Source organism: Streptomyces sp. NPDC090741, assembly GCF_044769045.1.
GTDB lineage: Bacteria > Actinomycetota > Actinomycetes > Streptomycetales > Streptomycetaceae > Streptomyces.
Genome location: NZ_JBIVXF010000006.1, coordinates 296,846 through 323,355, shown reverse-complemented (window position 1 = coordinate 323,355; position 26,510 = coordinate 296,846). Strand labels below are relative to the sequence as shown.

Sequence of the window (26,510 nt, the reverse complement as noted above, 5' to 3'; positions counted from 1 at the left end):
TCCGGTCCGGCACAGCCCCACATGTCCCACCTCACCCAGGCCGGGCGTCACGCCCCCACGCGTCGGTCATGCCCATGACGCTCGGCGGGAAGGGAGCGCAGCATGTTCCGTCGAAGGCCGCGTACTTCACGACCGTCGGGCGATCTCGGCCCTTGTCCCCAGCCCGGCCGCGCCCAGCGCAGACCGGCCGTCCTGAGGCGCTCCCTCGCCGGGGTCAGCGCCGCTGCCGTCATCGCCACCGGCCTCGCGGTGGCCGGCTCCGTCACGGCCGGGGCCGCCACCAGCAACCTGGCCGCCACCACCGACATGGTGGCCAACTCCGGCTTCGAGAACGGGCTGACCGACTGGACATGCCCCGGCGGTGGCGCCGCGGCCGTCGGCAGTCCGGTCCGCTCCGGCAGCTCCGCGCTCAAGGCGGCACCGACCGGTCAGGACAACGCCCAGTGCACGCAGACCGTCAGCGTGCAGCCCAACTCCCAGTACACCCTGAGCGCCTACGTACAGGGCAGCTACGTCTACCTGGGCGCCACCGGCACCGGCATCACCGGCGCCCCGTCCACGTGGACGCCGGACAGCCCGTCGTACAGCCGGCTCAGCGTCGCCTTCACCACCGGGCCGAACACCACATCGGTCACCGTCTACCTGCACGGCTGGTACGGGCAGCCCGCGTACTACGCGGACGACGTGTCGCTCAGCGGCCCCGGCGGCACGGACCCCACACCGACCACGGCTCCGCCGACCACCGCCCCACCGACCACCACCCCGCCGACCACCGCTCCACCGACCTCCACCCCGCCGGGTGACACCTGCCCCACGAAGCCCAGGCCGTCAGGCAAGGTCCTGCAGGGCTACTGGGAGAACTGGGACGGCGCCTCCAACGGAGTCCACCCCGGCATGGGCTGGGTCCCCATCACGGACAGCCGGATCGCCGCGCACGGCTACAACGTCATCAATGCCGCCTTCCCGGTGATCCTCTCGGACGGCACCGTCCAGTGGCAGGACGGCATGGATACCGGCGTCAAGGTCTCGACCCCCGCCGAGATGTGCCAGGCCAAGGCGGCCGGGGCGACGCTCTTGATGTCGATCGGCGGCGCCGCCGCCGGCATCGATCTGAGCTCCAGTACCGTCGCCGACAGGTTCGTGGCGACCGTCGTCCCGATCCTGAAGAAGTACAACTTCGACGGCATGGACATCGACATCGAGACCGGCCTGTCCGGAAGCGGCGACATCAACACGTTGTCCCCCTCCCAGTCCAACCTGATCCGCATCATTGACGGTGTCCTCGCGCAGATGCCGGCCGGCTTCGGCCTCACCATGGCCCCCGAAACCGCGTACGTCACCGGTGGAAGCGTCACCTACGGGTCGATCTGGGGCGCCTACCTGCCGGTCATCAAGAAGTACGCCGACAACGGCCGCCTGTGGTGGCTGAACATGCAGTACTACAACGGCAGCATGTACGGCTGCTCCGGCGACTCCTACCAGGCCGGCACGGTCCAGGGCTTCACCGCGCAGACGACGTGCCTGAACAACGGTCTGACCATCCAGGGCACCACCATCAAGGTGCCCTACGACAAGCAGGTGCCCGGCCTGCCCGCCCAGCCCGGCGCGGGCGGCGGCTACATGGCGCCGAACCTGGTCAGCCAGTCCTGGAACGCCTTCGGCGGGTCGTTGAAGGGGCTCATGACCTGGTCGGTCAACTGGGACGGCTCGAAGGGCTGGACCTTCGGCGACAACGTCAAGAACCTGCAGGGCCGTTGATGTCGCGCTGACTCGGCCACAGTGCCCTACCGGGGCTCAGGGGCCTGGGGTATCTGCGGAGCCGATGACTCCGCAGATACCCTGGTCAGTCGTCAACAGACCACGGAGGCCACCCCGCCATGAGCAGCACCACGTCGTCCTTTCCCGATCGCATCGAAGTCACCGGGGAGGGTCTCGTCCTGCGCGACTGGACGGAAGCAGACCTGGCGGCCATGCCCGCGCTGTTCGACGACCCCGACGTCGCGTACTGGACGCCCATCGTCTCGCCCTTCGACGAAGCGGCCGCCCGCGCACGGCTGGAACGGGACCGGAAGATGCGGGCCGAGGGCACGGTCGTCCTGCTCGCCATCACCGTCGACGGCCACGCACCGCTCGGCGAGGTGATGCTGCGGCGCGCTCCCGAGGGTACGGAGCTCGGCTACGCGGTCGGACCGGCTCACCGCGGCCGGGGACTGGCTGCACGGGCGGTGCGGGTGATGGCCGCGTATGCCTTCGAGAAGCTGGGCGTGGACCAGGTGATCCTTGAGCTGGAGGCCGAGAACGCCGCCAGCGTCGCGGTCGCCGTGAAGGCCGGCTTCGGCCTGCTCGACGTCCCGCTGATCGAAGGCGAGGAGAAGGGGCGGCCCTACACCTTGCAGACGTGGGCCCTGAACCGCCCCTGATATCCATCCACGGTTCTCCTGGCTCCGGATCCCCCGGGCCACGACGGCCGGGGGCCGGGTGCGGCAGTGGCTGGATCGCGGCCCTCTCGACGGCGCGGATCTCCACCCCTGTCTCCACCCTTGGGTCCAGGCGCTGCGTGCCTGCTCACAGCAGGCTTGAGGGCATGACCACCACCACATGGATCACCGACATCGCCCTCATCCTGATCGTCTTCCGGCAGCTGCGCGAAGGCCCGCTGACCCCGAAGTCCTACCTGCTCCCGCTCGGGATCGTGACCTTCGTGGGATTCAGCTACCTCGACACCGTCCCCACGGGCGGCAACGACCCGGTCCTGATCGGCGCCCTCATGGGTGTCGGCGCGGTGCTCGGCATCGGCGGCGGCATCTTCACCTGGATGCGGCGCGCCGACGGGCACGTCCTGATCAAGGCCGGTTTCGTCTCGGCGGCCCTGTGGGTGATCGGCATGGGCGCCCGGCTGGGCTTCCAGCTGTGGGTCGACCACGGCGGCGCCGCCGACATCGCGCGGTTCAGCGTGGATCACCGGATCACCGGCGCGCAGGCGTGGGTGGCCGCGCTGGTGCTGATGGCCCTGACCGAGGTGGTCACGCGGCTGGCCACGATCTTCGTCCGGAGCCGGCGGCTGACGCCTGCGCAGCAGTCCGCGGCGGCCGCGCAGACCGTCGTCGCTGCCCGTCGTAGGGCCTGACCGTGGGCTATGGTCGCGGCATGCCAGCACGAGAGGCGGACCGGCCCGTCGGCGTGGCCGGGGGGCGTCCGCTCGATCGAGGGGGACGGAGCGCCCGCTCCCAGTGGGTGCTGGCCGCCGCGATCATCATCGTGGGGATCGTGACGATCCGGCCGATGGGCCTCAGCGGCCGGGGCCTGGTCGTCCTCGTTCTCTTCGTGATCAACTGCGCGGTGCTCGCGGTGCGGCTCGTGCCCGAGTCCGCCGTTCCCGATCGGTCCGTCGCCCTCTGGCTGACATTCGGCGTACTGGCGGCGGCCGCGCTGCTCGGGACCAGCCGCTCGGGGACGTCGTACCTCTTCGCGTTCTTCCTCGTCGCCTTCGCAGGGTCCCGCCTGGACACCAGACCGGCCCTGGTCATCGCCGTTTCGTCCAGCCTCCTGTGCGGTGGTGTGCTGTACCTCCAGGCCGAGCCGGGCCAGTACGCGACATCCCTCGTGGGCTTCGCGACCGGCGCCGCCGTGCTGGGCGGCATGGCAGGGCGAAGCCGGGCGCAGGCCACGCGGGCGGCGATCGCGGCGGCCGAATCCGCCGAGAAGGCGGCGCGGGCCGAAGCCCGGACGGCGGTACTGGCGGAGCGCACCCGGATCGCCCGGGACGTCCACGACGTACTCGCACACTCGCTCGCCGGGATCAACATGCAACTGGAACTGGTCGACGCGCTGATCGACACCGGAGACCTGACCAGGATCCGGGAGGCCAACGGCAGAGCGCACAGCCTGGTCAGGGAGAGCCTCCAGCAGGCGCAGTGGACCGTGCACGCGCTGCGCGAAGACCATCTGCCGCTGCGCGAGAGTCTGGCCGCGATGCTCCGGTCGTCGGGACACCACGACGCCCTCAGCGTCGTAGGAGACGTCCGTGAGTTGTCGGCGCAGTCGACGCAGTGCCTGCTGAGGATCGCCCAGGAGGCGCTGACCAATGCCACCCGGCACGCTCCCGGCGGCGAAGTCGCCATGAAGCTGACCTTCGCCGAAGAAGCGACCGTACTGAACGTCCGCAACCGACCCGCCACCTTGCCGGTGACCGCGGCCGCCGGAAGCGGGTTGGGACTGATCGGCATGCGCGAACGCATCGCCCTGCTCGGCGGCAGCATCACCACCGGACCCGTCACCGCGGGGCCGGACTCGGGCGGCTGGCAAGTGGAAGCGGTGATCCCGCGATGAGCGAACCCATGGACGCCACGGACGCCCCCCGGCCCATCAACGTGGTCGTCGCCGACGACCAGGCCGCCGTACGGGAACCGCTCGCCACCGTCCTCTCGCTGCTCCAGGACATCGACGTCGTCGCCACCGCGACGGACGGGTACGAGGTACTGGCGGCCGTCGCCGCAGGCCCGGTGGACGTCGTACTCATGGACCTGCGGATGCCCGGCATGGACGGAACCGAGGCGACCCGCCGCCTGAGCGCGGAACACCCCGGTGTGGCGGTGGTCGTTCTGACCACCTTCGCCGACGACGACTCGATCCTGGGCGCACTGGGCGCGGGAGCCCGGGGCTACCTGACGAAGAACGCAGGCCGCCAGGACATCGCCCGGGCGATCCGGGCAGCCGCCGCGGGGCAGTCGGTGCTCGACCGCGAAGTGCAGGCCAGGCTACTCGCCGCCGTGCACACGCACCGGCCCGAGCCGAAGCCCCTTCCGCAAGACCTCACGCTCCGCGAACGGGAGGTCCTCACCCTCATCGGCCAGGGCCTCCCGAACAGGGCCATCGCCGAACGGCTGTTCATCAGCGAGGCCACCGTCAAGACCCACATCAACAACCTGTTCGCCAAGGCGGACATCCGGAACCGGGCCGACGCCGTGCGCCTCGCCATCGGAGCCGGCCTGGCCTGAGCGGCACAACGGAGGCTGCGGGACTCCCTCGGATTTCACGAAGTAGCCCCGGAGCGGTGGGCATCACCGTTTCACGGCGATTTCATCGGTCCTTCGTAGCGTCCTGTCGACATGTTCGCGGCGGTGCGCCGGGACGTGACGTGTACTGCCCAGGTGAGTGGAGTCTGGCGTGACCGAACCGCTGCCCGAACCCGTCCCCGAGGCCGACCCCGGCGGCCCGTCCGGTCGTCAGATCCGGGTGCTGCTGGGCGGCGGGCTCCTCGGGGCGGTGCTCCTGGCCGCCTCGCTGGTGATCGACCTCTCGGGGGCCAACGACGTGAGCGTCCCGCAGTTGCCGAAGCTGCCCTCGCTGCCGACGTCCTTCCCGACGGGTTTCCCCACGGGCCGCCCGTCCGGTTTCCCGTCCGGTTTCCCGACGAACTTGCCGACCGACTTCCCCGGGCTCCCCACGTCCTTGCCCAGCCTGCCCGCCATGCCGGGGGGTGGCTCGTGAACGGACGCGTGTTCCAGGCCCTCCGGGACGACCGGGCGGCCACCGCGAGGGCCCTGCTGATCGCCCGCGGTGCCATCGCGCTGTACCTGGTCGAGCTGCTGGGGAACCTGACCCGCCCTCGGCTGCTGCCCGACGAACCGGCCCTGTCGATCTTCTACAAGCTGCCGTCCGACCTCGCCGGCATGCCGGGCTTCTCGGGCTCGCTCGACCGGGTGCTGTCCATGCCGCGCGCCGTCTTCTGGAGCGTGCTGGCGGGCATCGTGGCGGGCGTCCTGATCCAGGTGTTCGTCGCCGTCACACGGCAGCCCGACCGGAGGGCGGCGGTGCTGACATGGGTGACTCTGGGGCTCCTGCTGCTGCCGTTCGGGCTGATCCCGCTGGTGGTGGTGGTCGAGTACTTCCCACTGACGCTGGCCTGCCTGCCCAGCACCGCGTTCGTGCTGCTCCTGCTGCGCGCCGGGGTGCGGTTCGCCCGGGTGCCGCTCGCCGCGCTGCTGGCCGCGTTCGGCTGGGGTGCGCTGATCGTCTTCGGCCTCGGCCGCGCCTACACCGGTCTCGCGTTCGCCACCATCAACGGCCACCTGAGCCCCTCCGGCAGCGACCTCGGCCAGTTCACCAGGAACCAGTTCCGCACCATCGACCTGGTCATCGTGCACCTCGGCGTCGTCAACGCCCTCGTCGTCGCGGCCGGTGTGCTGCTGCTCCTGCTGCTGTTCCGGTACCGCGTCACCGACGCCGTGACCGGCCTGACCCTCGGCGCCGCCGTCGGGCTGGGCTACAGCTTCGTGGAGAGCATCCTGTTCATCAAGATCTACGGCTCGTTCGGCTCCTTCTTCGGGACGACCGGCGGCTTCGAGTACTGGATCCGACAGTCGGTCGGCCTGCTCGGCGGGCAGGTGGTCTTCGGCGCGCTGCTGGGAGCCGGGCTCGCGCTCGCGGCCCGGGCGCAGCGCCGCGGGCTGGTCGCGACGGCGGCCCTGGTGGCGGCAGCCGGCGGGGCGACGGCGGCCGAGACGCTCTCCGGGTGGCTGTCCTCGCAGCTCCGGGGCCAGGTCGACACCGGCAGCGCGCTGGACACCCTGGTGGTCTCGCCACTGCTCTGGCTGCTCCCGCAACTGCCCTTCATGGCGCTGACCGTGGTGCTCCTGGTACTCGGACTGCGCGAGCGCGGCACGGCCCTGCGGGCCGCTGCGGCGGCGGAGGCCGCGACGGGCAGCTCGGCCGTCACGCGGGCGGAGGAGCCCGTCCTGGTCTCGCCCACATTGCGGTTCTGGGCGCTGGCGAGTACCGGCCGCCGGTACGGGCGGCAGGCGGCCCTGCGGCTGCACCGCGTGCAGACCGTGCAGTTGGAGCTCATGAGCTGGCGGGTGCAGGAGAATCCGGACCTCGAACCACAGGGAGCCGAGTTGCGCGCACGAATACTGCGGCTGAAAGGCGTACGAACGGGGGCCGGCTCATGACGGGCCGCCGGGTCGGCACGGTCGCCGCGCGGCTCGCCGGGGCCGCCGCCCTGATCGCCTGCAGCACCCTGCTGTCGGCCCCGCCCGCCTCCGCCTGCGTGGTCGGCATCGGCTACAAGCCGTCCATGGGCATCGGTGATCGGAGCCACCACCGGACCTGCTCGACCGGCACCTCCCTCGCCGGAGCCGGCGGGGTCGCCGTGCTGGTCCTCGGCGCCCTCGGCGTGGCGGGCCGCCGCGCCTACCGGCGGGGTGAGGAGGCCATGGGCTCGGGCCCGGCACTGACCGGATACCTGGACGCCACGGGTGTGCTCCCGCCGGAGAGCGGACGCGGCCATGCCGAGCCGTAGCATCCGGCGCCCGGGGGCGAGCAGGTGGAGTCGGGCGGTGCGGGCCGTCCTGCTGCCCGTCGCCGTGCTGGCGGTCGGCCTGCCGGTGCCCTCGGCGGTGGCGGCGGGCACCCCGTCTCCCAGCCAGTCCCAGGTCGGGGGCGAGTTCGCGGACATCGCGCGCGATCTCCTGGCGGACCCGATCGGCCGGGCCGGGATCGAGGCCCACGAGAGGCTCAACATGCGGGACGGAAACCGCAATCTCGCCGTCGTCTGGTTCGACCTGACCGACTTCCAGATGACACATGTCGAATCGATCACCAGGACGTTCGGGACAGCCGGCGACACCATCAAAACGCCCCCCTGGACCGGCTACGGCAGGCTGCTGAAACGCGAGGGGAACGAGGCACTGTTCGACCGGATCGGAATCTCGGGGGACGGCCCGCTGTTGGAGTTCGCCGCCGTCAACGACCCGGGCAGGGACCACTCCGAGGCGGTCATCTACGACAAGTTCATGAACACCATCCTCACGGATCTCGGCCTGCGCGACTCGGCGATCACCAGGCTGAAGAACAGGGCGGTCGCCGGATACTCGGACCGGGGCCGCTGCGGAAACTGCCTGAAGCTCACCGGCGCCATCGACGAGAAGGACAAGACGAAGGACAAGAGCAGCTTCGTGTCCGCGACGCCGTACGAGACCGATCAGGACAGGAAGGGGTCGGCGAACCGCGTGGCCGGCATCACGAGCCAGGGCCTCTCCCAGCTCGATCGGGAGCGGAAGGAGAAGGAGAAGCAGGCCAAGGCAGCCCTGCCGGTGCCGGGCAGCCAGGCCACCCCGTGCACCTCGATGGGGAGCGGCAACGGACGGCCCGTCATGGCGATGTCCCTGCACCTGGCCGCGGGTCCGTGCGGCGGGGAGGACGGGAGCGCGCGGCCGGGGGCGCTCGACCGGGCGCTCGCACCGTCCGGTACGACCTACGGCGGGGTGGACTTCTCGACGCTGGAGATGCGCTATTTCTCCGACGGCTCGGGCGGGGTGCAGTACGCGTACTCCTCGCAGCCGCTGCCCGAGGGCTACCAGCAGGACGCCGGGCTCGGGGCGCGGATGGTCGAGAACCTGGGCGACGACCTGCGGACCTGGCTGGTGCTCGACCCGCAGAAGTTCTGGGTCAACCTCAACCCCACCGAACCGGACCGCATCGTCGACCCCGCCCTGGGGGAGACCAACGCCGGGAAGGCCATGCTGGAGGCGGACCTCCAGATGAAGCGCACCGAGGCGAAGATCCTGCACCCCGACTCGGAGACGGGGGCGAAGTACTGGCAGCAGATCCAGCCCGGTGCGGACGGCTCGCTCTGCTTCTCCGCCCGGATGTGGATCGTGCCCGGGCAGGTGGAGGTGCGCGAGGACGGCGGGTCGCTCTACATCCTCAAGGCGCTGCTCGACGTGAAGACGAAGTCGGACCACATCGACGACCCGTACTCCCAGCCGTGCAAGACCGACCCGGCCACCGATGCCCGCAACGAGGAGCTGGAGCGCACCCTCGTGCTGCCCGAGGTGGTGAAGGCGGTCAACACCGCGTCGGAGTACGCACCCCTGCGCCGCGCGTTCATGGCGCGCATCATTGCGCAGTGGGTCCGCGAGCGGCACCAGCAGGGGCACCGGACCTCGTTCGACAAGATCATCGACTCCAAGAACCTGGGCCCGGCCCGGCTGGACGGCGGCTGGCGCCCGAAGCAGGTCTTCGACGACTACGTCCGCTCGTACCGTGACAAGGAGTTCGACATCACGCGGGAGACCACCGACGGCGGCGTCCGGCGCGTCACCCGGTACGTCTACGGCGGGGCCGACCTGACGAACGTCCAACTGACCACCGTGGGCGCGGCCGAAGTACAACAGCGGTACCCGCAGGTCACCCAGGCAGCGCAAGGCTCCGCCGGCAAGCCGGTCACCACGCCTGACGGTGCGATCTGGCTGGGTGGCTCGGTCCAGGCGCCGAAGCAGGGCGTCTGGGACGGGCTCAAGGACGACGCCACCAGGCTGACGGGCGGGAACGGCCCGTGGCTGGCGCTTCTCCTGCTCGCCCTGGGGGGCGTCCTGTTCGGCTTCCGGAGCCGACGCGGCGGCCGTACCGCCGGGTGAAACCGGCCTGGCTGCGCGGAAAGCCGCGCCCGGGCTCATCGTGACAGCGCGCGGGCCCCGAGCACGAGCCGATATCCGAGCCACACCGGTGGGAATGCCAGATTCCGGGACCGGTTCGGCTCCGACTTGATTCAGCCTGAAATACGAGTTCTCGCCATTGAACTCCACGCGGCAATCTCATTCCTACGAGGCAGGCCAACCGTCAAGGAGACGGAGGGTCGCTGATGGGTAGGGAGTCGGGGTATGGCCAGGATCGTTCTCGTGTCGGGGAGTTTGCGCCGGCAGTCGGTGAACAGTGCTGCTCTCGCCACCATCCGCAGCATTCTCGACCGGCGTGACGGAGAATTCCACACGTCGGAGATCAGGGTCGCCGATCTTCCCTATTACAACGAGGATCTGGACGTGGGTCCCGGGCCGGCAGCGGTGAGTGCCGCACGTGAGCTGCTCATCGCATCCGATGCCGCGATCATCAGCACACCGTCCTACAACGGTGCCATGACAGGGGCGTTGAAGAACGCCCTCGACTGGCTCTCCCGGCCGTGGAAGGCGAGTTCGCTCTCCGGTAAGCCCGTCGCGCTCCTCACGGCTTCCCCCGGGATGTACGGCGGCGTCGATGCGCAGCCCGACACTCGCAGGGTCCTCGAAAGGTGCGGCGCCTTACTGATCGACCATGCGCGGGTGGCCATCGGCAATGCCGAATTCCTGGTCGGCCGCGACGGGACCATCACCGAACCCTCGGTGGTGGCGGAGCTCGAAGGTCTCGTCGACGCCACCGTCGCCGCGGTCCGCGGTCACCACCGAGTCCCCGTCGCGGCGTAAGGCACCGCCTAGATCGCCGGGCTCCCTCGGACACACCCACAGACATGCCCGCTGAGGCGGTGGTCTCCAGCCGGGCACGGCCATTTTCCACCCGCAGAAGGAGGTGAATTCCATGAAGAAGAATGTCGTCCGTCGCGTCGTCAACAACAGGATCTGATCCCTTCCGGGCCGGATGGATCGATTCCTCCAGCGTATTCGCGAAGGCGGTCGCTTCCGTGAACAAGGTCGCCCGCCGCGTGACTCGCAACAAGATCCGAGCCGTGTCCTCCGGGGCCGCCGGATCATTCCCGGTATCGCGCAGTGAGGGAGGTGACTTTCATGGCCAAGGGCATCGTGCGTCGGGTCATCCGTAACGAGATCTGAGTCCCCTGGGCCGGATCGCTCCCGGTATCTCACCCGTAGAGGGAGGTGATTCCCATGGAGAAGATCGTTCGTCGTGTCGTCCGTCACGACATCTGATGCGGAAGCCGCATCTCGGCTGAGGGGTAAACCCCTCGGGCACTTGTCTCCCGGGGAAAGCGATCGGCTTTCCCCGGGGGCTGTCCCATTGAACCAATCTACCAACAGGGGGTATTCCCATGGCGAACCTGGAGCGCCTTACCCGTATCGTGAACAGTCCCGGCCGGGGCCTCCTGGGTGCGGATGCCCGTGGTGGTCTGCACTGGCTCGACCGCGATCTCAACGTGCTGAGTTCGTCCAATTCCTCCGCCCCGTCGCAGGACCCCGCCGGCGACCCGGTCTACGCCGTCACCTTCGTCGACGACTGGATCATCACGCGCGACAAGACGGGCACGATCTCCCGCTGGCACGCCGACACCCTGCGGCTCTCCGACCGCCTCGACGCCGCCGCGACCGCCGACACCTCGCTGCTCCTCGAAGGCGAGCGGCCCGCCCCCACCATGCTCCGCGGCATCGGCGTCTGGGACGGCAAGCTCTACACGAACAACGGGTACTTCCAGGTGGTTGTCATCGACCTGGAGACCTTCACCATCGAGCGGATCACCGAATGGCCGCACGGCTACGACATGCTCGAATGGTTCTGCACCGACGCCCCCGGGGTGCACGCCGTCTCCGACCGGTCCGGCCGCATCCACCTCGGCTCGCTGCCGGAACTCTCCTTCCCGACGGTCGTCCAGGTCGACACCTCCAACGTCCACCGGGTCGTCTACGACGCCCGGCACAACCGCCTGTGGGCCCTCGGCGACGCGGGCCTGGGGGAGACCCGCAACATCAAGAACGGCGTGATCACGCTCGGTCTCGACGGCACCGTCGGCGAGCGCTTCGACTACGCGCGCAACGACGTCGAAGGCCTCGTCTTCTCGCCCGACTTCTCCTCCGTCTACACCGGCGGCTTCGACGGCGAGCTGCTGATCTTCGACAACACCGACCCCGAGCTGCGCGTGGCCAAGCGGGTCGGCGGCTTCAGCCACCAGATCATCGACATCACCGTCGACGAGTACGGCGACGTCTACACCCTCACCCAGGACGGTGAGGTGACCGCGCTGACGGCGGACGGCACCGTACGCGCCCGGCTCGGCTACGAGCGCCAGTGCGTGTGGGACCTCCAGCCCGTCCCGGGCGACGACCGCGCCCTGCTGGCCGCGACCGACGACGGCACCGCCCTGCTGCGCCTGGTCGAGCAGGTCCCGGGCCACCCGGCGCTCGTCCTGGCCGGACAGGAGTTCTCGGGCCTCGGCTTCACCCGCCGCCTCGTCACCCTCGACGACGGCTGGGCCGGAGTCTTCTGGCCGGGGACCGTACGCCGCGTCTCCCGTGCGGGCCAGGTGGTGTGGGAGCGGCAGATGCCCGCCATCTCGCACACGCTCAGCCGGTCCCCCGACGCCGGCCGGCTGCTCGTCGCCTGCAACGCCGGCGCGATCGAGCTCGACGCCGCGACCGGTGAGGAGCTGTCCCGGATCGACGACCTGCCCGCCAGCGCCTGGGCGGGCGCCTACCTGGAGGACGGCAGCCGGCTCATCGCCACCCGCAACGGGGTGATGGCCGCCTACTCCGCCGAGGGCGAGGCCACCTGGACCACCGAACTCGGCGGCTACCCCAAGCGCCTCCTCGTCGACGGCAACCGGGTACGCGCCACCGGTGGCGGCGGCATCAAGGAGTTCGAGGTCGGGCAGCCCCAACTCGGGCAGCGTTTCACCGAGTTGCTCGACAACACCGGCGAGAACTGCGTCGTGGCCGACGGCATCCTCGTCGCGATCACGTACGGTCTTCAGGTCGCGGCGTACGACCACGAATCCGGTGAACTCCTCGGGCTCCACGAGGATCTGCCCGACTTCCCCAAGGGCATCGCCCTGCTGCGCGGCCAGGACGGCACCACGTACGTCGTCATCGGCGGCCGCGGTGGATTCCTCCGCCTCTACCGGCTGGACCGCGACCGCAAGGACAGCGTCCTGACCGCCGTGCGCGACCTGTGGCTCCCCACCTCCACCGGCGACTATCCGAACGCCGGCGCACGATGAGCTCTCCCGCGGCCACCACGCCCAAGGCCGGCCCCGCCTCCGGCTCGGACGCGGTGGTCGAGCCCTCGCCCTTCCAGAACCCGCGGTTCACGGTGTTCGCCGCGGGAAACGCGATCAACAACATCGGCGAGGCGATGTACGCCACGGCCCTGCCGTTGCTCGCCTACCGGCTGACCGGCTCGCTCGCCATCATGACGCTGCTGGCCGCCGCGGTCCCCGTCGGCATGCTCCTCGCACCGTCGTTGGGCTGGGTGGCCGACCGCTGGGGGCCGCGTGCACTGGTCGTACCGGGTCTGCTGCTCCAAGCCGCCGCGGCCCTGGTCATGAACCTCGTCCTGCATGCGGGCACGCCCACCCCGGCCTCGCTCTTCGTCTGCGCCCTGCTGGTCGCGATCGGCGGAGCCGCGTACCGGACGGGCTGGATGACCGGAGTGCCGGGGATGTTCCCCGACAGCCCGGTGCGTGCGCGAGGGACGCTGAACAGCCTCTTCTTCGCCGCCACGCTCATCGGCCCCGTGGTCTTCTCCCTCTGCCTGCCCTTCATGGGCTACGAGGGCCTGCTGTGGCTCAACCTGGCCACCTTCTTCGCACCGGTCGCGGTCTGGGCGATGGGGGTGCACCCGCCCCGCGTCCAGCCGGGCGGGCCGGGCGCGGGCCGCAACTGGAAGCTCTCCGAGGGCTGGAAGGCGATAGTCGCGGACCGCCGCGTCCTCGACATGCTCACCGTGCAGGTGGTACTCGCCATCACCTGCGGTGCGGGCTTCGAAGCCCTGGTCGTCTACTCGCTGGGCCACACCTGGCACCTCTCCGACCGCGCCGTGAGCGCCGTCATCACCGTGATGAACGCGTGCATGCTCGCCGGCAACCTGCTCGTCGCCCAGCGCAAGCGGATCCGCCCGTGGATCGCCCTGACGCTGGGCATGACGGCCTGCGGCCTGTCGCTGCTGCTGCTGGCCGTGCCGTGGTGGCCGGTGTTCCTCGCGGCCGTCGCGCTCGGCGCGCTCGGCGAGGGCGCCGTCCTCAGCACCGTCGTGATGATGCGGGTCAAGTACCTGCCCGGCCCGGTGCTGGGGCGCGCCTCGGGGCTGATGTGGCTCATCACCGGCGGCGCCGCGCTGCTCTCGCCCGCCGTCACCCCGGCGCTGACCGAGGCCGTCGGAGCACGGGGGACGTTCCTCGTGCTGGGCCTGGGCGCGTGCTCCGCCCTCTGGTACCTCAGGCGCGGCCGGAAGGGCTGGGTCCGGCCGTCCGCGCCGGTCGCCCGCGAATCGAACGTCTAGGAGGAAACACCATGCAGGAAGTTGCCGAAGTATCCCGCAGGACGGCCCACCCCGGGCCCCTCCGGTCCCGTGCCGCGGTGCGCTCCCAGGTGCGCGTCCCGATCGGCTTCGGGGCCGGCCCCCAGCTCGACGCGCAGGTGATGACCTTCGACGGACTGGCCGACGGCAAGGAGCACCTGGCCCTCGAACTCGGTGTCCGCCCGGCCGACGGCGTCCCCCTGGTCCGCCTCCACTCGGAGTGCCTGACCGGCGATGTCTTCGGATCGGCCCGGTGCGACTGTGGTCCGCAGCTGCACGAGGCCCTGCGGATGATCGACGGCGTAGGCGGCGTGCTGCTCTACCTGCGGCAGGAGGGGCGCGGCATCGGCCTCTACAACAAGCTCGACGCGTACCGGCTCCAGGACGACGGGCTGGACACGTACGAGGCCAACCGAGCCCTGGGTCTCGGCGACGACCTCCGCGACTACACCGCCGCGGCGCAGATGCTGCGGACGCTGGGGATCACCGAGGTCGATCTGCTCACGAACAACCCCGACAAGTCCGGTCAGTTGACCCGGCACGGCATCGTCGTGCGCAGCACCGTGCGGACAGGGGTGTTCGCCAACCCCCACAACATCTCGTACCTCACGGCGAAGGCCGACAAGACGCTGCACACCATCAGCCTCAAGGAGAAGATCGCGTGATCAAGCACCAAGGCCCGATCAGCGGGGTCGCCACCTTCGGTGACCGCTACGTGGCCACCGCCGGCTACGACAACCAGGTCATCCTCTGGGACGCCGCCGGGCACACGCCCCTGGCCCGCGGCGTGCACGACCATCTGGTCAACCAGGTGGCGTTCAGTCCGGACGGCTCGCTGCTCGTCACCTCCTCCAGCGACTACTCCGCACGCCTGTGGTCGGTCCCCGACCTGCGGCTGCGCGCGGTGCTGGGGGACCAGAAGGACGACGTGGAGATGTCCGTGTTCCACCCGGAGCAGCAGCTGGTCGCCACGGCCTCCCGCGACCACACGGTCCGCGTGTACGACTTCTCCGGCGCCGTGGTCCGCCGCTTCGAGGGCCACACCGCCGATGTGATCTCCGTCGAGTGGCTGCCCGCCACCGGCGAGCTCATCTCCTCCAGCGACGACGGGACGATCAAGCGCTGGTCGCTCGCCACGGGTGAGATGACCGCCGACATCGACCTCGACGGCGTCGAGACGGACACCATCGCGATCACGCGCGGCGGCGTGGTGTTCGCCGGCAACGACGACGGCGCCATCATTCGCATCGAGAACGGCGAGACCGAGTACTTCCCGGCCCACGACGCCGGCATCAAGCGCCTCGTCCTCAACTCCGCGACCGGCGCCCTCGTCAGCCTCAGCTACGACCGCTCCCTGCGCGTCTGGGACACGGCCGAGGGGCTGCGCCCGCTGCACACGGCCCAGTTCCCCGCGGAGATCTGGGCCCGGTCCTGTGCGTTCCTCGACGACCACACGCTCGCCTTCGCCACCTTCGGTTCCACGTACGCGACGTACGACACCGTCTCCGCGACCTGGAACCTGGACCTGGTGGAGGGCACACGGTGCGTGAACGCCGTCACCACCCTGCCGGACGGGCGCACCTACACAGTCGGGGACGCGGGCGTCGTCCGCGTCGACGGGGTCGAGGGGGGACGCCCGGACAGCCTGTGCAACTTCCTGGTCCCCGTGGGCGGCCGGGTGCTCACCGGAGGCCAGCTGGGCCGGGTCTTCGACGCCGACACCGGCGAGACGCTCCACCAGCACCGCTCCCCGCTGAACTGCGCGGCCGCCTTCGAGCGCGACGGCGTACCGCACCTGGTCGTCGGCGCCTACACCGGTGAGGGTCTCGTCTTCGCCGTACGGGCGGACGGGGCGGTCGAGCACGTGGCGACGCTCCCGCTGCTGGCCAACGCCGTGAAGGGCCTGGCCGTCTCCGGCGACACGATCTTCGCGGTGTGCGCGGACGCCTCGGCCAGCTGGTTCAGCGCGCAGACCCTTCAGGAGACCGCCCGCGTGGAGGAGGCGCACACCCGGATCGCCAACGGCTGCGCACCGCTGCCCGGCGGCCGGTTCGCCAGCGTCAGCCGGGACCTGGTCCTGCGTCTGTGGGACGGCGACGGTGCGACGGCCGTACCCACCCCGCACGACCACTCCATCAAGTGCGTCGCGGCCTCCGCCGACGGAGCCCTGGTGGCCACCGGCTCGTACGGGGGCACGGTCGCCGTCTACGACACGCGCACCGGAACCTGGCCGTACGTCGGCAAGCCGACCACCGCCGGCATCTCCAGCCTCCACTACGCGCCGGAGGCGGACACCTTCCTCGCGGCCTCGTACGACGGCTCGGTGTACCCGGTCCCGGTGGCGGCCCGGGAGGAGGCGGGGGTCCGGGGCGAGGGGAAAGCGGGTATTCCGGGGCATTAGCATGTTCCAGTTTCATGGACTAGTAAACTCCATATTGGCGGATTCTTTGATTCCGGATCGTTGGCGGGCTGCGGGGTCGCCTTAACTCAGATGAACCTCAAAAGATTTAAGATCGATTGACGTGTCGCGAAGCTCTCGGGCACTCTTTGTGAGGCGCGACCGCGGGGATCTAAAAGGCGGGCGCGTGACACGGGGGGCCGGGGCCTGGGGCACGCTTTTGTGCACCTCTCCCTTTCCTGCCCGAATTAATCGAGTGGAAAGCAAAAGGGAGAGAAAACCAGCATGCGCTCCGCGATCAGAAAAGGCCTCACCACCACCGCCGCCGTCGCTCTTGCCGGAATAGCTCTGGCGATGTTGCCCGGCTCGGCGCAGGCTGACGACGGCCTGGTCTCGCAGGCCGCCAGGGTCGCCAAGTACCAGGCCTACCTCGCGATGAAGTCGGCTCAGGGGGACGAGCAGGCCAAGGAGACCGCGCAGGGATTCTCGGCCCTTTCGGGCGCCCAGAAGACCAGGTTCCTCGACCTGCTCGAGGACCGCTCCCTGATGAAGCAGCTCTTCGAGGACGCCGAGTCCCCGGCCGTCGCGGGTATCACGCGGTCGGTGCTGGCGGGCGGCGACGTCGTGGTCGAGCGCGAGTCCACCGGCGGTGGCGACGACGCGTCCCCCAACTCCAGCATCGCGCTCAGGGCGGCCGGCTACCACGACATGTGGGCCTCGTACTCGTACACGGACAAGTTCATGGGCGTCAAGGTCTCGCGGGTCTCGGTGCGGACCAACTACCAGGTCAAGGGCAAGGACACCACGAAGGTGTACCCGGGCAGCGCCTCCCACTACCTCTACGTGCCGGGATGCGACTTCTCCCACAGCCCGGTCAAGGAGTGGATCTCCTCGCCGCCGGCCGACAACGCCCAGAGCGAGACCATCTGGACGGCGTCGTGCTGGGGCAGCTCCTGGGATGAGCGCGAGCGCGTCTGGGGTGACTACCGGGGCTTCGTCGGCGGTTACCTCAAGGACGAGTAGAACCCATGGGCCTGCGGTTGCCGAAAATGCAGTGTCGGTGATCGCAGGCCCCGGCCGGATCGAACGCGGGGTGGTCGATGCGTGGCCCTCCCGCCGCTGTCCCGAATCGGCTAGCTGATTTCTCTGTGGTCAAGGAGATGTTGTGTTCGGAACCATGGGATTTGGCCCGCTCATCCCCGTTCTGTTCGTACTCCTCGTTGTTTGCGTGGCGGGTGGCGCAATCTGGAAGAAGCGTCACTCCCGCTCGGCCGACGACGACTGATGGCGTCAGCAAAATATCCCCGCCACTCTATTCGCGAGAGGCGGGGATATTTGCATGGCGATCTTAAACAGCCTGACGGTGCCGAGGGAAAGCTTCGACGGAAGTGGCGTCGCGAAGTTCTTTCCGGGCTGGGTTTCGCCGGGCCGGCGCGCGTGCCCGGGGCTATCCGGGGATGGCACCGGGGTCGACGCCGGTCAGGTCGCAGCTTGCCTCCCACAACCGCCCCGCGACGGAGGCGTCGGCGAGGTGGTTCCATATCGGTTCGTGCCGGGGCTCGCCGCGCAGGCCGAAGACGCGTGGTCCCCACAGCTGGCCTCCACGCACGGCCGGGTCGAGCACCGCTCGGACTGCGGGCCATGCGCCGGCGTGCTTGCCCTGGACGAGGAGGGCCGCGGGTGCCGCGCTCAGCCGGGCGCCGGTGGTTCGCACATGAACCGGCGGCCGTGACGGGGTGAGGGAGTCCAGCGCGCCGCCGGGATGGACCACCACGCTCGTCACCGTGCTGCCGGTAGCACGCAGCCGGCGGTCGAGTTCGACACCGAAGCACATCTGCGCCAACTTGGAGCGTCCGTAGGTGCGCTTGGGCTGGTAGTCCTTCCGGGACTGCAGATCGCCCAGGTCGAGCCGCTCGGACTTTGCCGCGAAGCTGCCCGTGGTCACGACGCGGGCCGCCGGCGCGGCCGACAGCAGCGGCATCAGCCACCGGGTCAACGCGAAGTGCCCGAGGTGGTTCGTGCCGAACATGAGCTCGTGACCGTCCCCGGTCTCCCTGCGCGGCGGGTCGTCAAGCGCGACGCCGGCGTTGTGGACCACCGCGTCAAGGCGCTCCACCCCCAGTGATTCCACCGCTGTTTCGAGCGACGAGAGGTCGGCGAGGTCCAGCCGTACGGCCCGCACCCGCGCACCGGCGACGCGCGCACGGATCGAGGCCGTGGCGACCTCGGCCTTGGCGGGATTCCGGCTGCCGAGTACGACGGTGGCTCCGGTTGCCGACAACTGCTCCGCGACGAAGTACCCGATGCCGGCGTTGCCGCCGGTGACGAGGAAAACGCTGCCATCGGCACGCGGCAGCCGTTGGACATTCCAAGGCGGGGTGGAGGATGCGGACGACATGGCGACGGGGCTCCCTTACTGGTGAAGGCGGCTGCGACTGCTCCGCCGGCAACTCGACACCCAGGGTTCCAGCGGCCACCGACACATCGCCTATGGATCACCGACAGTCCCGCCAGGCGGCCGACAATTCCTACACGTGCCACCAGTACGAGGCAGGGCTCGGCATCCCGTGAACGCCCGGGACCCGGCCCCGAGTCCGGGTTCAGGGGAGCGGGGATTCGGTCAGGGGCCGGTCCGTGCCGGGTTCGCCGCCTTTATCGACCGGCGTGCGCCGGGGGCGCGGCGCGTACCGGGACACCGCCACTCCGGCCAGGCAGAGCACGCCGCCGAGGAGGGTCAGCCAGGCCGGTACCTCGCCCAGGAGGGCCCAACTCAGCAGGACGACGACGGCCGGGACCGCGTACGTGGTCGCCCCCAGCTTGCCTGCGGGCATGCGGGCCAGGGCGTAGGTCCACGTCGTGAAGGCGAGGGCGGTCGGCACCACCCCCAGGTAGACCATGTTCCATGTGGCGGACGCCGGCGCCCGGGGCAGTTCCTCGAGCAGCTGCCCGCTGAAGGGCAGGCAGGCCGCGGTTCCCGTCAGGCAGCTGTACGCGGTGATCTGCAGCGGTGTCCCGTACGAGAGGGCGGGCTTCTGGGCGATGACGCCGGTGGCGTAGGCGACCGCCGCGAGCAGGCAGAGAACGACCCCGAGCACCGAGGTCGAGCCACCGTCCCCGGATGACATCGACAGCCCCACGACCACCGCTCCGGCGAAGGAGACGGCCATGCCCGCCAACAGCCGCGGCGGGAGCGCCTCGCCGAGGAGGCGGGCCGCGAGGAGCGCCATGAGGATCGGCCCGGTGTTCACGAGCAGGGACGCGGTACCCGCGTCGACCAGCCGCTCACCCCAGTTCAGCGCGACCGTGTAGCCGCAGAACCACACCACGCCGGACAGCAGGATGCCGCGCCAGGCCTCGCGGGGCGGCAGGCCTTGGCGGCGTACGAGGAGCAGGACGGCGAGCACCAGCGACGCGGCCAGCAGCCTGCCGAGGGCCAGCGCACCGGGTGAGTAGGCGGCGCCCGCACTGCGGATCGAGACGAAGGCGGAGGCCCAGGCGAACACCGTGAAGGAAACGGCGCCGACCGTGACGACGCCGGGTGTGAGGTGACTTGAGCGGAACGTCATCGGTCCACCCTACGGGGCGAACTTTTCGGTGTCGACCGAAATGTTGATCCGGCTTCAGTAGCTTCAGCTCCGGCTCCGGCTCAGCTCCACGCCGCGGGCGTGATCCCCAGCAGCTCCCCGAAGGCCCGCTCCCCGGCCGCGGTGACCTCCAGCCCCCGCCCTCCGCCCGCCGGACGCACCACCCACTCCGCGTCCAGCGCCCGCGCGCACAGGCGTGCTCCGGTGAGGCCGCCCAGGTGGCGCCGCCGTTCGGTCCAGTCCAGGCAGGAACTCGCCAGTGGTCTGCGACCCGCACCGGCGCCGGCGAGACTGATCCCGGCCTCGGTGCACCAGGCCCGGCCGTCCTCCGTCAGCTCGAACACGCCCTGGGTGCGCAGCAGCCCGCGCCGCCCCATCGCATCGGTGACCGCCATGCCGAACCGGCCGGCGAAGTGGTCGTAGCAGGTCCGTGCGCGAGCCAGCGGGTCCGGCGCGGCCACCACCGGTACGGCGTGCGCAGCGTCCCGGTCCGGAATCGCGTGCGAGGCGATTTCGTCGACCAGGCGGGCGGTCGCGGCATCGGCGATGCGCACGTAACTGTGGCGCCCCTGCCGCTCGGTCACGCAGATGCCGGCGTTGAGCAACCGGGTCAGGTGGCCGCTGACGGTGGAGGGCGCCACGGCGGTGATCCGGGCCAGTTCGCCCGCGGTCCAGGCGCGGCCCTCCAGCAGCGTCATGCAGATCGCGGCCCGCGTCTCGTCGGCGAGGGCCGCGGCGAAGGCCGCCAGGCGGGCCGCGGGGGCCGGGGCGTCGGCGGGCGTCGAGGGGGGCAGCTCATTCATGTCCTCAGGATGCCTGATCGTTTCGGTGATGGACGAATGATTCCATCTCGATCACCGAAGCCGGACCGGGGCCCCGGACGCCCGCGCCCTTCCGTAGGGTCCCGCGGTCACATCGGCGGGAGCATGCCGTAGTAGCCGCCGAGCTGCCGGCGGTAGTCCTGGTCCTGCAGGTGCTTGTCCCGTACGAACTCGGGCGCGTTCTTGATCTGTTCCTTGGTCAGGCCGACGTGGATCTTCTCCTCGTCCACGTCGATGGCGGTGACCGTCCCGGCCGGGAGGAGGACCTCCTTGCCGAAGATCCACGGGCCGGTGTCCACGACCAGGTAGGCGGATCCTGCCTCGTCGGAGTGCTTGTCGACCCTTCCGATGCTGCCGTCGGTGGCTTCCACTTTGTAGCCGGACAGGTCCACATCCGTGATGCGGCCGGCAGTGATGAGGTAGGCCCAGACGTTCTCAGACATGGGGAACAGTTCCCTTCATCGTCGCGTTTCCGTCATGGCCCGCCTGCCCGGAGGCTCCGCGGATACGCACCTGCGTCCTTACGCCCCCTCGTCGTAGGTTCCCGCCTCGACTTCGAGGGCGAGTTCCTGGAGGACCTCGATCGAAGTGACGTCCGTGCGGCCGCTGTCGTGCGCGATCGCGAGGCTCGTGAACGCCAGGCTGAATCCGGAGACCATCGTGTGCAGGGCCGGACCGAGGGCTTCGGCCACCAGCGCCGCCACCTGTTGCGGGGACGCGTCGGCCGGCACGCTGATGGACGGCAGGATTTCGTTCAGGAGCGTGGTGGCCACACCGGCCGTCGCGTCGGGGCCGTCACCCTCCCCGTGGGCATCGCCGTAGCCGTCCTCGTCCTGGCCGGATTCGACGGCCCGGCGGATGTCCTGGGCTTCGGTGAGGATGCCGATCACCCGCTTGAGTACCTCTGCGCGTTCCATCCTGCGGAGCGTAGTCGTGCTCGCCGGCCGGGGGCGAGGGTGCGCCGAGCCCGTAGTGACCGCACCATGACCGTGTACGGGTACCCCGCGGCGAAGGAGGCGGCCATGTCCTCGGGCCCCGCCCCACCCATGACGTCCTCGGCCTCGGAAGAGGCCGGCGCGTGCCGGCTGCTGCTGGTGCGGCACGCGAAGGCCGTACCCAAGGAAGATCCGGCCCAGGACGCCCAGCGACCCCTCAGCGAGCGCGGCAGGGCCGACGCGCCCCGGGCGGGCCGCTGGCTGGCCGAGTCGGGCTTCACGCCCGACCTTGCGCTGTGCTCCCCGGCGCTCCGCACACGGCAGACCTGGCAGTTGCTGGTCCCCGCGCTGGCGGAGCCGCCGTCCGCCGTGTACGACGAGCGCCTCTACAGCGGGCCGCCCAACGCGCTGGTCACCGTATTGGCGGAGCGGGCCGCGGGCCTCGGCTGCGTGGCCCTGATCGGCCACAACCCCGGCATCCACGACCTGGCCTCGGCCCTGTGCGGTTCCGGTCCGCCGAAGCTGCTGGAGGAGCTGAGGGCGGGGCTGCGGACGTCGGCGGTCGCGGTGGTGGACCTTCCGGGAGGCTGGGACGCCCTTACCCCCGGTACGGGGTACCTGACGGCCCTCTGGTCACCGCACCACTGACCTCCTGCCCGGCACGCGGGGCCGGCGCGGTCGGTCGGTCGTGCGGGCGCGGTCCGCTGCCGCGCCGCGTGTTCTGCGCATTCCTGGGGAGACGCCCAGAGAGCACGCAGCGCGACCCGAACCGGCGCTGCGACGAGGAGAGGACAGGCTCATGAGCGACTCCGAAGCCCGCGGTGACGACGTCTACCAGCCCCAGCCCGAGGACGAGCCTTCCGAGCGGCAGCCGGACATGGACGACAGCATCGGGGAACCCGGCACCGATGCCCTGATCGACCAGGGTTACTCACCGCCCGACTGGCCCTTTGCGAAAGAGCGGGGGGACAGTCTCGACGAGCGCCTCGCCCGCGAACTCCCCGAGCGGGAGACGCCCGCCGGCGACGGGATCGGGGACCTGACGGGTGGTGCGGGCGAGCCCGTGGACCCGCAGGCGGGCGGTGCGCGCGCAGGCCGGCTGGCCCCGACCACCACGTTCCCCCACGAGAACAACGTCTTCGCGCACGACGTCGGCATCGATGCCGGTGCCGCCTCCGCGGAGGAGGCCGCCATGCACGTCATCGAGGACTTGGACGGGCAAGAGGGGGAGCCGTAGCGGAACGGGCCGCAGCCCGTCGCACCCGCCCCGGCCTGGAATCCTCGGCCGCAGGGATTCCCGGGCGCTCCGGTATGCACCGCGACCGGCTGCTCAAGCCGCTGACCCGCACCGGCAAGGTTGCCTAACCCTGGCCCTCGTCCCGGTGGATGACGTGGTCCCACCGGATCCGGTCGGCGTTGGCACGGCGCACCCGTTCCTCGTCGAGGGGCGGCTGCAGCGCACCGGTTCCGGTGCGCGAGGGGACCCCCGGCTGCCGCCCGTGGTCGTCCGCCGTTCCCCCCTCGTGCTGGAGCAGCGGCCGCTGCTGTGCCCCTGAGGCGGGGGCCGGCTCTTCCGGCATCGCCGCGCGCAGGGCCCGCCCCGTCGGCTCGGGTTCGGCAACGGAGACGGCCACCCGGCTGAACGGCGCGCCGGGGCCCAGATCCATGCACAGCACCACACTGCCGGCCCGCACCGCCACGAAGTCCTCGCCGCCGAGTGCGTGCCGGATCCCGACGCACCGCCCCGGGGCCCACAGGCCCGGACCGGGCTGCCCGCGCAGCACGCGCCACCAGCTGGTCTCGACGTCGACCCGGCGCAGCGCCGAGACGGGTACGCGGACCTCGCGCCGTCGTGCGGCGAGCCCCTCCCGGAAGCCCAGCCGGACGACGACGTCGGCCCCTTCGACGCTCACGCGTGCCATGGTCTGCCCACCGTCCTTCCTACGGCCCGGAGAGGGCCTCGCCCCGCGTGATCCCGACCGCGTCCAGGCCGGTCCGTGCCCGCTCCCCGTCAGGCGGCGTCCGGGCTCCGGTCGCCCAGGGCCACCTCCACACGGGCCGGGCGCCGTCCGCCACGGTGCCTCAGCGGCACCAGCTGCTCGCGCAGGTCGTTCCCTGTCGGCGGTCGGCCCGGACCTGCTCGCCCAGCCCGTCGGCGAGCAGCACGTCGATGACGGCCGAGGCCCAAGACACCCGGCGCCTACCCGGCAACCGGATTCCCATGCGGCCGTCGGCCCGCCGCGTGTCCCACCTCAGGCGCCCGGCCGCACCGGCGGGGACGGGGCCGGCGGGGCCTGGCGAGGTGTCCCGTGGGAGCGGGACGGGACGGGACGGACAGGACACCCTCACCTGGTGCGCACCGTCGTCGCCTGAGCCTCGGCCGGCTCACCGGCCGACGATCTTGCGTACGCTCTCGATGCGGCCGCAGTCGGACGCCAGTTGCTTCTCGCGTTCCCGCAGGAACGCGGTGCCCAGCTCGGCCCTGCGCTCGTCGGGAACGCTCTCCCTGGCACCGTTGAGGATCGTCCGCTCCTCCTCGTCCAGATGGTGGGAGACCGCCTTGACCAGGGCCTCCAGCCGCGTGTCCCACTCCTCGGAGCCGATTTCGTCCACTTCGAGCAGCGCCAGCAGGGCCTTGTTGCCCTCGGCATGCTCCTCCTCGCCGTGCTCGACCTCCTCGTTGTCGACGTCCCTGAAGCGCTTGAGGGCTCCGTAGACCTCGGCCTCCTCGGCCTCGCCGTGCGCGATGAGCAGGGCCGCGAACTTCTCCCTGGCTCCCGCACGGTCGGCCTCGACGCTCCGCATGCGGCGGAACAGTTCCTCCATGGTGCGATGGTCCTTGAGGATCACCGCGACGACGTCCGGGTCCGTGCTCTCTCCCGCCATACCGCTCACCTCCTCGATCGTCCCCCACGCCGGAATCGGCGCGGCGGACATACGGGCGACTGCCCGTGTCCGGCGGGTTCATGCGGGCCCCTGTCGGCGTGCGGTCTCCGGGGGAGCTGATCGAGGGACCACTCACAGTCCGTGCTGATCAAGCGTCGCGATCAGCTTCCGCTTGCGTTTCTGGTCGGCGCGCAGAGCGGCCAGGTACGCGGCGAACTCGGCCTCGGTGCCCAGCGTGCGGTGGCAGGCGCGGGCGCTGAGCAGCAGCTCCGCCACGCGTTCGTACGTGCGGTCACCGGTCTCCGTGCGCAGTGGCTCGATCCAGCGCAGGTAGACGGTCAGCGCGTCGGCCGGTTGCTCGTCGCGGATCCGGTCGGCCAGGGCCAGCCACTGCTGCTGGTCCGCATATCCGTCAGCGGCGGCCTGCCAGGCGGCCTCGACGTCGGCGTCGTCCATGAGCGCGTCGACCAGCACCGAACCGCCGTACCAACGGCCCTTCACCGGCAGGTCGGAGGCCCTCAGTACCCCCAGGGCGCCCGCGCGCTCGGCGCCCTCCCAGGTCCCGGCCGTACGGGCCGCGGTACGAAGATGCTGGTAGGCGGTCAGGGAGGGACGGACCCCCAGCAGATCCCGGCGGACCGTGACCACATCGGCCAGGCGGCCGGCCCGCGTGTACCGATCGCAGACGAAGGCGACCAGCTCGTCATCCGGCCCCCGCTCGGACTCGGCCTCCCGCAACCCACGTTCGGCCCACTCCAGGGCCTCGGCCTTGCGGCCCGCGCCCTCCAGCTCCCGGGCGATCACCAGGTGGGTGTGGCCGTTCGGGTCGAGGTCCGCCGCGTGGACGGCGACCAGTGCGTCCACGCTGCCGCCGTCCGCCTTCAGCAGGCGCTCCATCAGGTACTTCTCTGTCCATGCCTTGGGGTTGATCCGCCAGGCGGCCACCACCATTTCGCGCGCACGGGTCATGCCCGGCTCGCCCAGGACCTCCCGGTAGTCGAAGAGGTCGATGTCCGTGATGCCGTTCTCTTCATCCAACAGGTGGCGCACCAGCCACTCGGCGGCCTCCACCGGGTCGGGGCGGGAGGACAGGCAGGCCTCCAGGTGGGCCTCTGCCAGGCCGGTGGCGACGTCCCCGATCAGGCCGTCCGAGTCGTCGATCTCCCCGTACGTCCGGCCCAAGGTCCGCAGCGCCTCGCGGGCCACCTCCACCGCGTCGGCGGCCCGGCCGCCCGCCGTCAGCGCCCGCAGGGCGGCGACCGCCTCCGCCGCCTGCTGCCCGTAGGCGTGGGCGTCGGCGTATTCGACGTAGCCGTGGCGGGCGAAGGGGCGGGTGTCGAGGAGGCTCAGGATGCGCTCCCGGACGATGGCGCTGTCATCCCCGGCGGTGGCCGCACGCAGCTCTAGCCGGCGGCGCAGGCCACGGTCGACGGCGAGCTGTTCCCTCATGAGGGCGGCCAGTTCCTCGCGGGTGCGCGACTCCAGCCAGTCGTCCAGCAGCCGGGTGCGCGAGGCGGCGGCCGACCGCTGCTGCGGCGCCGATCCGGCCTGTTCCAGGACGGCCAGACCCACCGCCACGCAGTGCTTGCAGAAGTTGCCTTCCCGCCCGTACGGGCAGTCGCACCATCCGCTGAGCCGGCCGTCTTCGTCCTCGGTCAGCTCGATCTCGTACGCGTCGGTGCCGTCCACGGTGGCTGTGGTCGTCTCGCCCCCGATCTCCAGCCGGGACACCACTGACACATAGCCGACTCCCCGCTCGAAGGAGCGTGCGCCCGCCAGTCGGCGCAGGTCTTCCTCGGTGAAAGCCAGAGCATGTGTCACGGCATCCATTCAACCGGACGAGAATTCTCGGTGCTGGACGTTTCAGGACATC

25 protein-coding genes and 1 pseudogene are annotated in these 26,510 nt (G+C 70.7%); 18 read left to right on the top strand and 8 right to left on the bottom strand.

The window, feature by feature from the left end; genetic code table 11:
- Positions 1-102: 102 nt before the first annotated feature.
- The 16 genes and pseudogenes from ACIQU4_RS19070 to ACIQU4_RS18995 form a co-directional block, all read left to right on the top strand.
- A pseudogene (locus tag ACIQU4_RS19070) lies at positions 103-642 on the top strand (carbohydrate binding domain-containing protein); the annotation flags it as partial.
- 42 nt (positions 643-684) lie between these two features.
- Positions 685-1,758: a chitinase gene (locus ACIQU4_RS19065; RefSeq protein ID WP_403732113.1), complete on the top strand. Its 1,074-nt coding sequence runs from the start codon at positions 685-687 to the stop codon at positions 1,756-1,758.
- Between the two features lie 119 nt (positions 1,759-1,877).
- Positions 1,878-2,420 (top strand): GNAT family N-acetyltransferase, encoded by a 543-nt coding sequence (locus tag ACIQU4_RS19060; RefSeq protein WP_403731714.1) that lies wholly within the window; start codon positions 1,878-1,880, stop codon positions 2,418-2,420.
- 164 nt (positions 2,421-2,584) lie between these two features.
- Positions 2,585-3,127: a hypothetical protein gene (locus ACIQU4_RS19055; protein WP_403731712.1), complete on the top strand. Its 543-nt coding sequence runs from the start codon at positions 2,585-2,587 to the stop codon at positions 3,125-3,127.
- A 20-nt stretch (positions 3,128-3,147) separates the two neighbouring features.
- Positions 3,148-4,329, top strand: a complete 1,182-nt coding sequence (locus tag ACIQU4_RS19050; RefSeq protein ID WP_403731710.1) for a sensor histidine kinase — start codon at positions 3,148-3,150, stop codon at positions 4,327-4,329.
- Positions 4,326-4,997 carry a response regulator gene (locus ACIQU4_RS19045; protein ID WP_403731707.1) on the top strand — a complete coding sequence of 224 codons (672 nt, stop codon included), beginning with the start codon at positions 4,326-4,328 and terminating at the stop codon, positions 4,995-4,997. The genes ACIQU4_RS19050 and ACIQU4_RS19045 overlap by 4 nt, the downstream gene beginning before the upstream one ends.
- A 169-nt stretch (positions 4,998-5,166) precedes the next feature.
- Positions 5,167-5,490: a hypothetical protein gene (locus ACIQU4_RS19040; protein ID WP_403731704.1), complete on the top strand. Its 324-nt coding sequence runs from the start codon at positions 5,167-5,169 to the stop codon at positions 5,488-5,490.
- The gene (locus ACIQU4_RS19035; protein WP_403731701.1) at positions 5,487-6,950 is read left to right on the top strand and encodes a PrsW family glutamic-type intramembrane protease; all 1,464 of its coding nucleotides are present in this window, start codon (positions 5,487-5,489) and stop codon (positions 6,948-6,950) included. The genes ACIQU4_RS19040 and ACIQU4_RS19035 overlap by 4 nt, the downstream gene beginning before the upstream one ends.
- A complete protein-coding gene (locus ACIQU4_RS19030) occupies positions 6,947-7,300 on the top strand; it encodes a hypothetical protein (RefSeq protein WP_403731698.1) in 354 nt (117 codons plus the stop codon). Before ACIQU4_RS19035 ends, ACIQU4_RS19030 begins: the two co-directional genes overlap by 4 nt.
- Before the next feature lie 37 nt (positions 7,301-7,337).
- The gene (locus ACIQU4_RS19025) at positions 7,338-9,419 is read left to right on the top strand and encodes a hypothetical protein (RefSeq protein WP_403731695.1); all 2,082 of its coding nucleotides are present in this window, start codon (positions 7,338-7,340) and stop codon (positions 9,417-9,419) included.
- A 243-nt stretch (positions 9,420-9,662) separates the two neighbouring features.
- Positions 9,663-10,238 (top strand): NADPH-dependent FMN reductase, encoded by a 576-nt coding sequence (locus ACIQU4_RS19020; RefSeq protein ID WP_403731692.1) that lies wholly within the window; start codon positions 9,663-9,665, stop codon positions 10,236-10,238.
- 578 nt (positions 10,239-10,816) lie between these two features.
- The gene (locus tag ACIQU4_RS19015; protein ID WP_403731689.1) at positions 10,817-12,715 is read left to right on the top strand and encodes a PQQ-binding-like beta-propeller repeat protein; all 1,899 of its coding nucleotides are present in this window, start codon (positions 10,817-10,819) and stop codon (positions 12,713-12,715) included.
- Positions 12,712-13,995, top strand: coding sequence for an MFS transporter (locus ACIQU4_RS19010; RefSeq protein WP_403731686.1), 1,284 nt, complete (start codon positions 12,712-12,714; stop codon positions 13,993-13,995). The genes ACIQU4_RS19015 and ACIQU4_RS19010 overlap by 4 nt, the downstream gene beginning before the upstream one ends.
- Before the next feature lie 11 nt (positions 13,996-14,006).
- Complete coding sequence (gene ribA, locus ACIQU4_RS19005; RefSeq protein ID WP_403731683.1) at positions 14,007-14,678, top strand: GTP cyclohydrolase II; 672 nt, start codon at positions 14,007-14,009, stop codon at positions 14,676-14,678.
- Entirely contained in the window at positions 14,675-16,414 is a 1,740-nt protein-coding gene (locus ACIQU4_RS19000; RefSeq protein WP_403731680.1) for a WD40 repeat domain-containing protein, read from the top strand. Before ribA ends, ACIQU4_RS19000 begins: the two co-directional genes overlap by 4 nt.
- Before the next feature lie 282 nt (positions 16,415-16,696).
- Positions 16,697-17,434: a hypothetical protein gene (locus ACIQU4_RS18995; RefSeq protein ID WP_403731678.1), complete on the top strand. Its 738-nt coding sequence runs from the start codon at positions 16,697-16,699 to the stop codon at positions 17,432-17,434.
- Between the two features lie 424 nt (positions 17,435-17,858).
- On the opposite strand, the gene ACIQU4_RS18990 is transcribed toward ACIQU4_RS18995, so the two are convergent.
- The 5 genes from ACIQU4_RS18990 to ACIQU4_RS18970 all read right to left on the bottom strand — a co-directional run bounded on the left by ACIQU4_RS18990 (position 17,859) and on the right by ACIQU4_RS18970 (position 21,733).
- Complete coding sequence (locus ACIQU4_RS18990) at positions 17,859-18,809, bottom strand: SDR family NAD(P)-dependent oxidoreductase (RefSeq protein ID WP_403731676.1); 951 nt, start codon at positions 18,807-18,809, stop codon at positions 17,859-17,861.
- Positions 18,810-19,011: 202 nt separating this feature from the next.
- Complete coding sequence (locus tag ACIQU4_RS18985; protein ID WP_403731673.1) at positions 19,012-19,977, bottom strand: DMT family transporter; 966 nt, start codon at positions 19,975-19,977, stop codon at positions 19,012-19,014.
- Between the two features lie 80 nt (positions 19,978-20,057).
- Positions 20,058-20,798: an ArsR/SmtB family transcription factor gene (locus ACIQU4_RS18980; RefSeq protein ID WP_403731671.1), complete on the bottom strand. Its 741-nt coding sequence runs from the start codon at positions 20,796-20,798 to the stop codon at positions 20,058-20,060.
- A gap of 107 nt (positions 20,799-20,905) precedes the next feature.
- The gene (locus tag ACIQU4_RS18975; RefSeq protein WP_403731668.1) at positions 20,906-21,259 is read right to left on the bottom strand and encodes a PRC-barrel domain containing protein; all 354 of its coding nucleotides are present in this window, start codon (positions 21,257-21,259) and stop codon (positions 20,906-20,908) included.
- A gap of 78 nt (positions 21,260-21,337) precedes the next feature.
- Positions 21,338-21,733, bottom strand: coding sequence for a hypothetical protein (locus ACIQU4_RS18970; protein ID WP_403731665.1), 396 nt, complete (start codon positions 21,731-21,733; stop codon positions 21,338-21,340).
- 66 nt (positions 21,734-21,799) lie between these two features.
- Between ACIQU4_RS18970 and ACIQU4_RS18965 the strand changes: the two genes are divergently transcribed.
- Positions 21,800-22,399 (top strand): SixA phosphatase family protein, encoded by a 600-nt coding sequence (locus ACIQU4_RS18965; RefSeq protein WP_403731663.1) that lies wholly within the window; start codon positions 21,800-21,802, stop codon positions 22,397-22,399.
- A 151-nt stretch (positions 22,400-22,550) separates the two neighbouring features.
- Positions 22,551-22,988: a DUF5709 domain-containing protein gene (locus ACIQU4_RS18960; RefSeq protein WP_403731660.1), complete on the top strand. Its 438-nt coding sequence runs from the start codon at positions 22,551-22,553 to the stop codon at positions 22,986-22,988.
- Positions 22,989-23,112: 124 nt separating this feature from the next.
- Here ACIQU4_RS18960 and ACIQU4_RS18955 read toward each other — a convergent pair whose 3' ends face one another.
- The 3 genes from ACIQU4_RS18955 to ACIQU4_RS18945 all read right to left on the bottom strand — a co-directional run bounded on the left by ACIQU4_RS18955 (position 23,113) and on the right by ACIQU4_RS18945 (position 26,458).
- Positions 23,113-23,664 (bottom strand): hypothetical protein, encoded by a 552-nt coding sequence (locus tag ACIQU4_RS18955; protein WP_403731657.1) that lies wholly within the window; start codon positions 23,662-23,664, stop codon positions 23,113-23,115.
- Between the two features lie 472 nt (positions 23,665-24,136).
- Complete coding sequence (locus ACIQU4_RS18950) at positions 24,137-24,637, bottom strand: hemerythrin domain-containing protein (protein WP_403731654.1); 501 nt, start codon at positions 24,635-24,637, stop codon at positions 24,137-24,139.
- A 132-nt stretch (positions 24,638-24,769) separates the two neighbouring features.
- The gene (locus ACIQU4_RS18945) at positions 24,770-26,458 is read right to left on the bottom strand and encodes an SWIM zinc finger domain-containing protein (protein WP_403731652.1); all 1,689 of its coding nucleotides are present in this window, start codon (positions 26,456-26,458) and stop codon (positions 24,770-24,772) included.
- Positions 26,459-26,510: the final 52 nt, after the last annotated feature.

Coding starts and splice junctions, on each gene's coding strand:
- ACIQU4_RS18960 (WP_403731660.1), top strand. CDS start 22,551: ATGAGCGACTCCGAAGCCCGCGGTGACGACGTCTACCAGCCCCAGCCC.
- ACIQU4_RS18970 (WP_403731665.1), bottom strand. CDS start 21,733: ATGGAACGCGCAGAGGTACTCAAGCGGGTGATCGGCATCCTCACCGAA.
- ACIQU4_RS19015 (WP_403731689.1), top strand. CDS start 10,817: ATGGCGAACCTGGAGCGCCTTACCCGTATCGTGAACAGTCCCGGCCGG.
- ACIQU4_RS19055 (WP_403731712.1), top strand. CDS start 2,585: ATGACCACCACCACATGGATCACCGACATCGCCCTCATCCTGATCGTC.
- ACIQU4_RS19030 (WP_403731698.1), top strand. CDS start 6,947: ATGACGGGCCGCCGGGTCGGCACGGTCGCCGCGCGGCTCGCCGGGGCC.
- ACIQU4_RS18950 (WP_403731654.1), bottom strand. CDS start 24,637: ATGGCGGGAGAGAGCACGGACCCGGACGTCGTCGCGGTGATCCTCAAG.
- ACIQU4_RS19010 (WP_403731686.1), top strand. CDS start 12,712: ATGAGCTCTCCCGCGGCCACCACGCCCAAGGCCGGCCCCGCCTCCGGC.
- ribA (WP_403731683.1), top strand. CDS start 14,007: ATGCAGGAAGTTGCCGAAGTATCCCGCAGGACGGCCCACCCCGGGCCC.
- ACIQU4_RS19020 (WP_403731692.1), top strand. CDS start 9,663: ATGGCCAGGATCGTTCTCGTGTCGGGGAGTTTGCGCCGGCAGTCGGTG.
- ACIQU4_RS19045 (WP_403731707.1), top strand. CDS start 4,326: ATGAGCGAACCCATGGACGCCACGGACGCCCCCCGGCCCATCAACGTG.
- ACIQU4_RS18975 (WP_403731668.1), bottom strand. CDS start 21,259: ATGTCTGAGAACGTCTGGGCCTACCTCATCACTGCCGGCCGCATCACG.
- ACIQU4_RS18995 (WP_403731678.1), top strand. CDS start 16,697: ATGCGCTCCGCGATCAGAAAAGGCCTCACCACCACCGCCGCCGTCGCT.
- ACIQU4_RS18980 (WP_403731671.1), bottom strand. CDS start 20,798: ATGAATGAGCTGCCCCCCTCGACGCCCGCCGACGCCCCGGCCCCCGCG.
- ACIQU4_RS19060 (WP_403731714.1), top strand. CDS start 1,878: ATGAGCAGCACCACGTCGTCCTTTCCCGATCGCATCGAAGTCACCGGG.
- ACIQU4_RS19050 (WP_403731710.1), top strand. CDS start 3,148: ATGCCAGCACGAGAGGCGGACCGGCCCGTCGGCGTGGCCGGGGGGCGT.
- ACIQU4_RS18985 (WP_403731673.1), bottom strand. CDS start 19,977: ATGACGTTCCGCTCAAGTCACCTCACACCCGGCGTCGTCACGGTCGGC.
- ACIQU4_RS18990 (WP_403731676.1), bottom strand. CDS start 18,809: ATGTCGTCCGCATCCTCCACCCCGCCTTGGAATGTCCAACGGCTGCCG.
- ACIQU4_RS18965 (WP_403731663.1), top strand. CDS start 21,800: ATGACCGTGTACGGGTACCCCGCGGCGAAGGAGGCGGCCATGTCCTCG.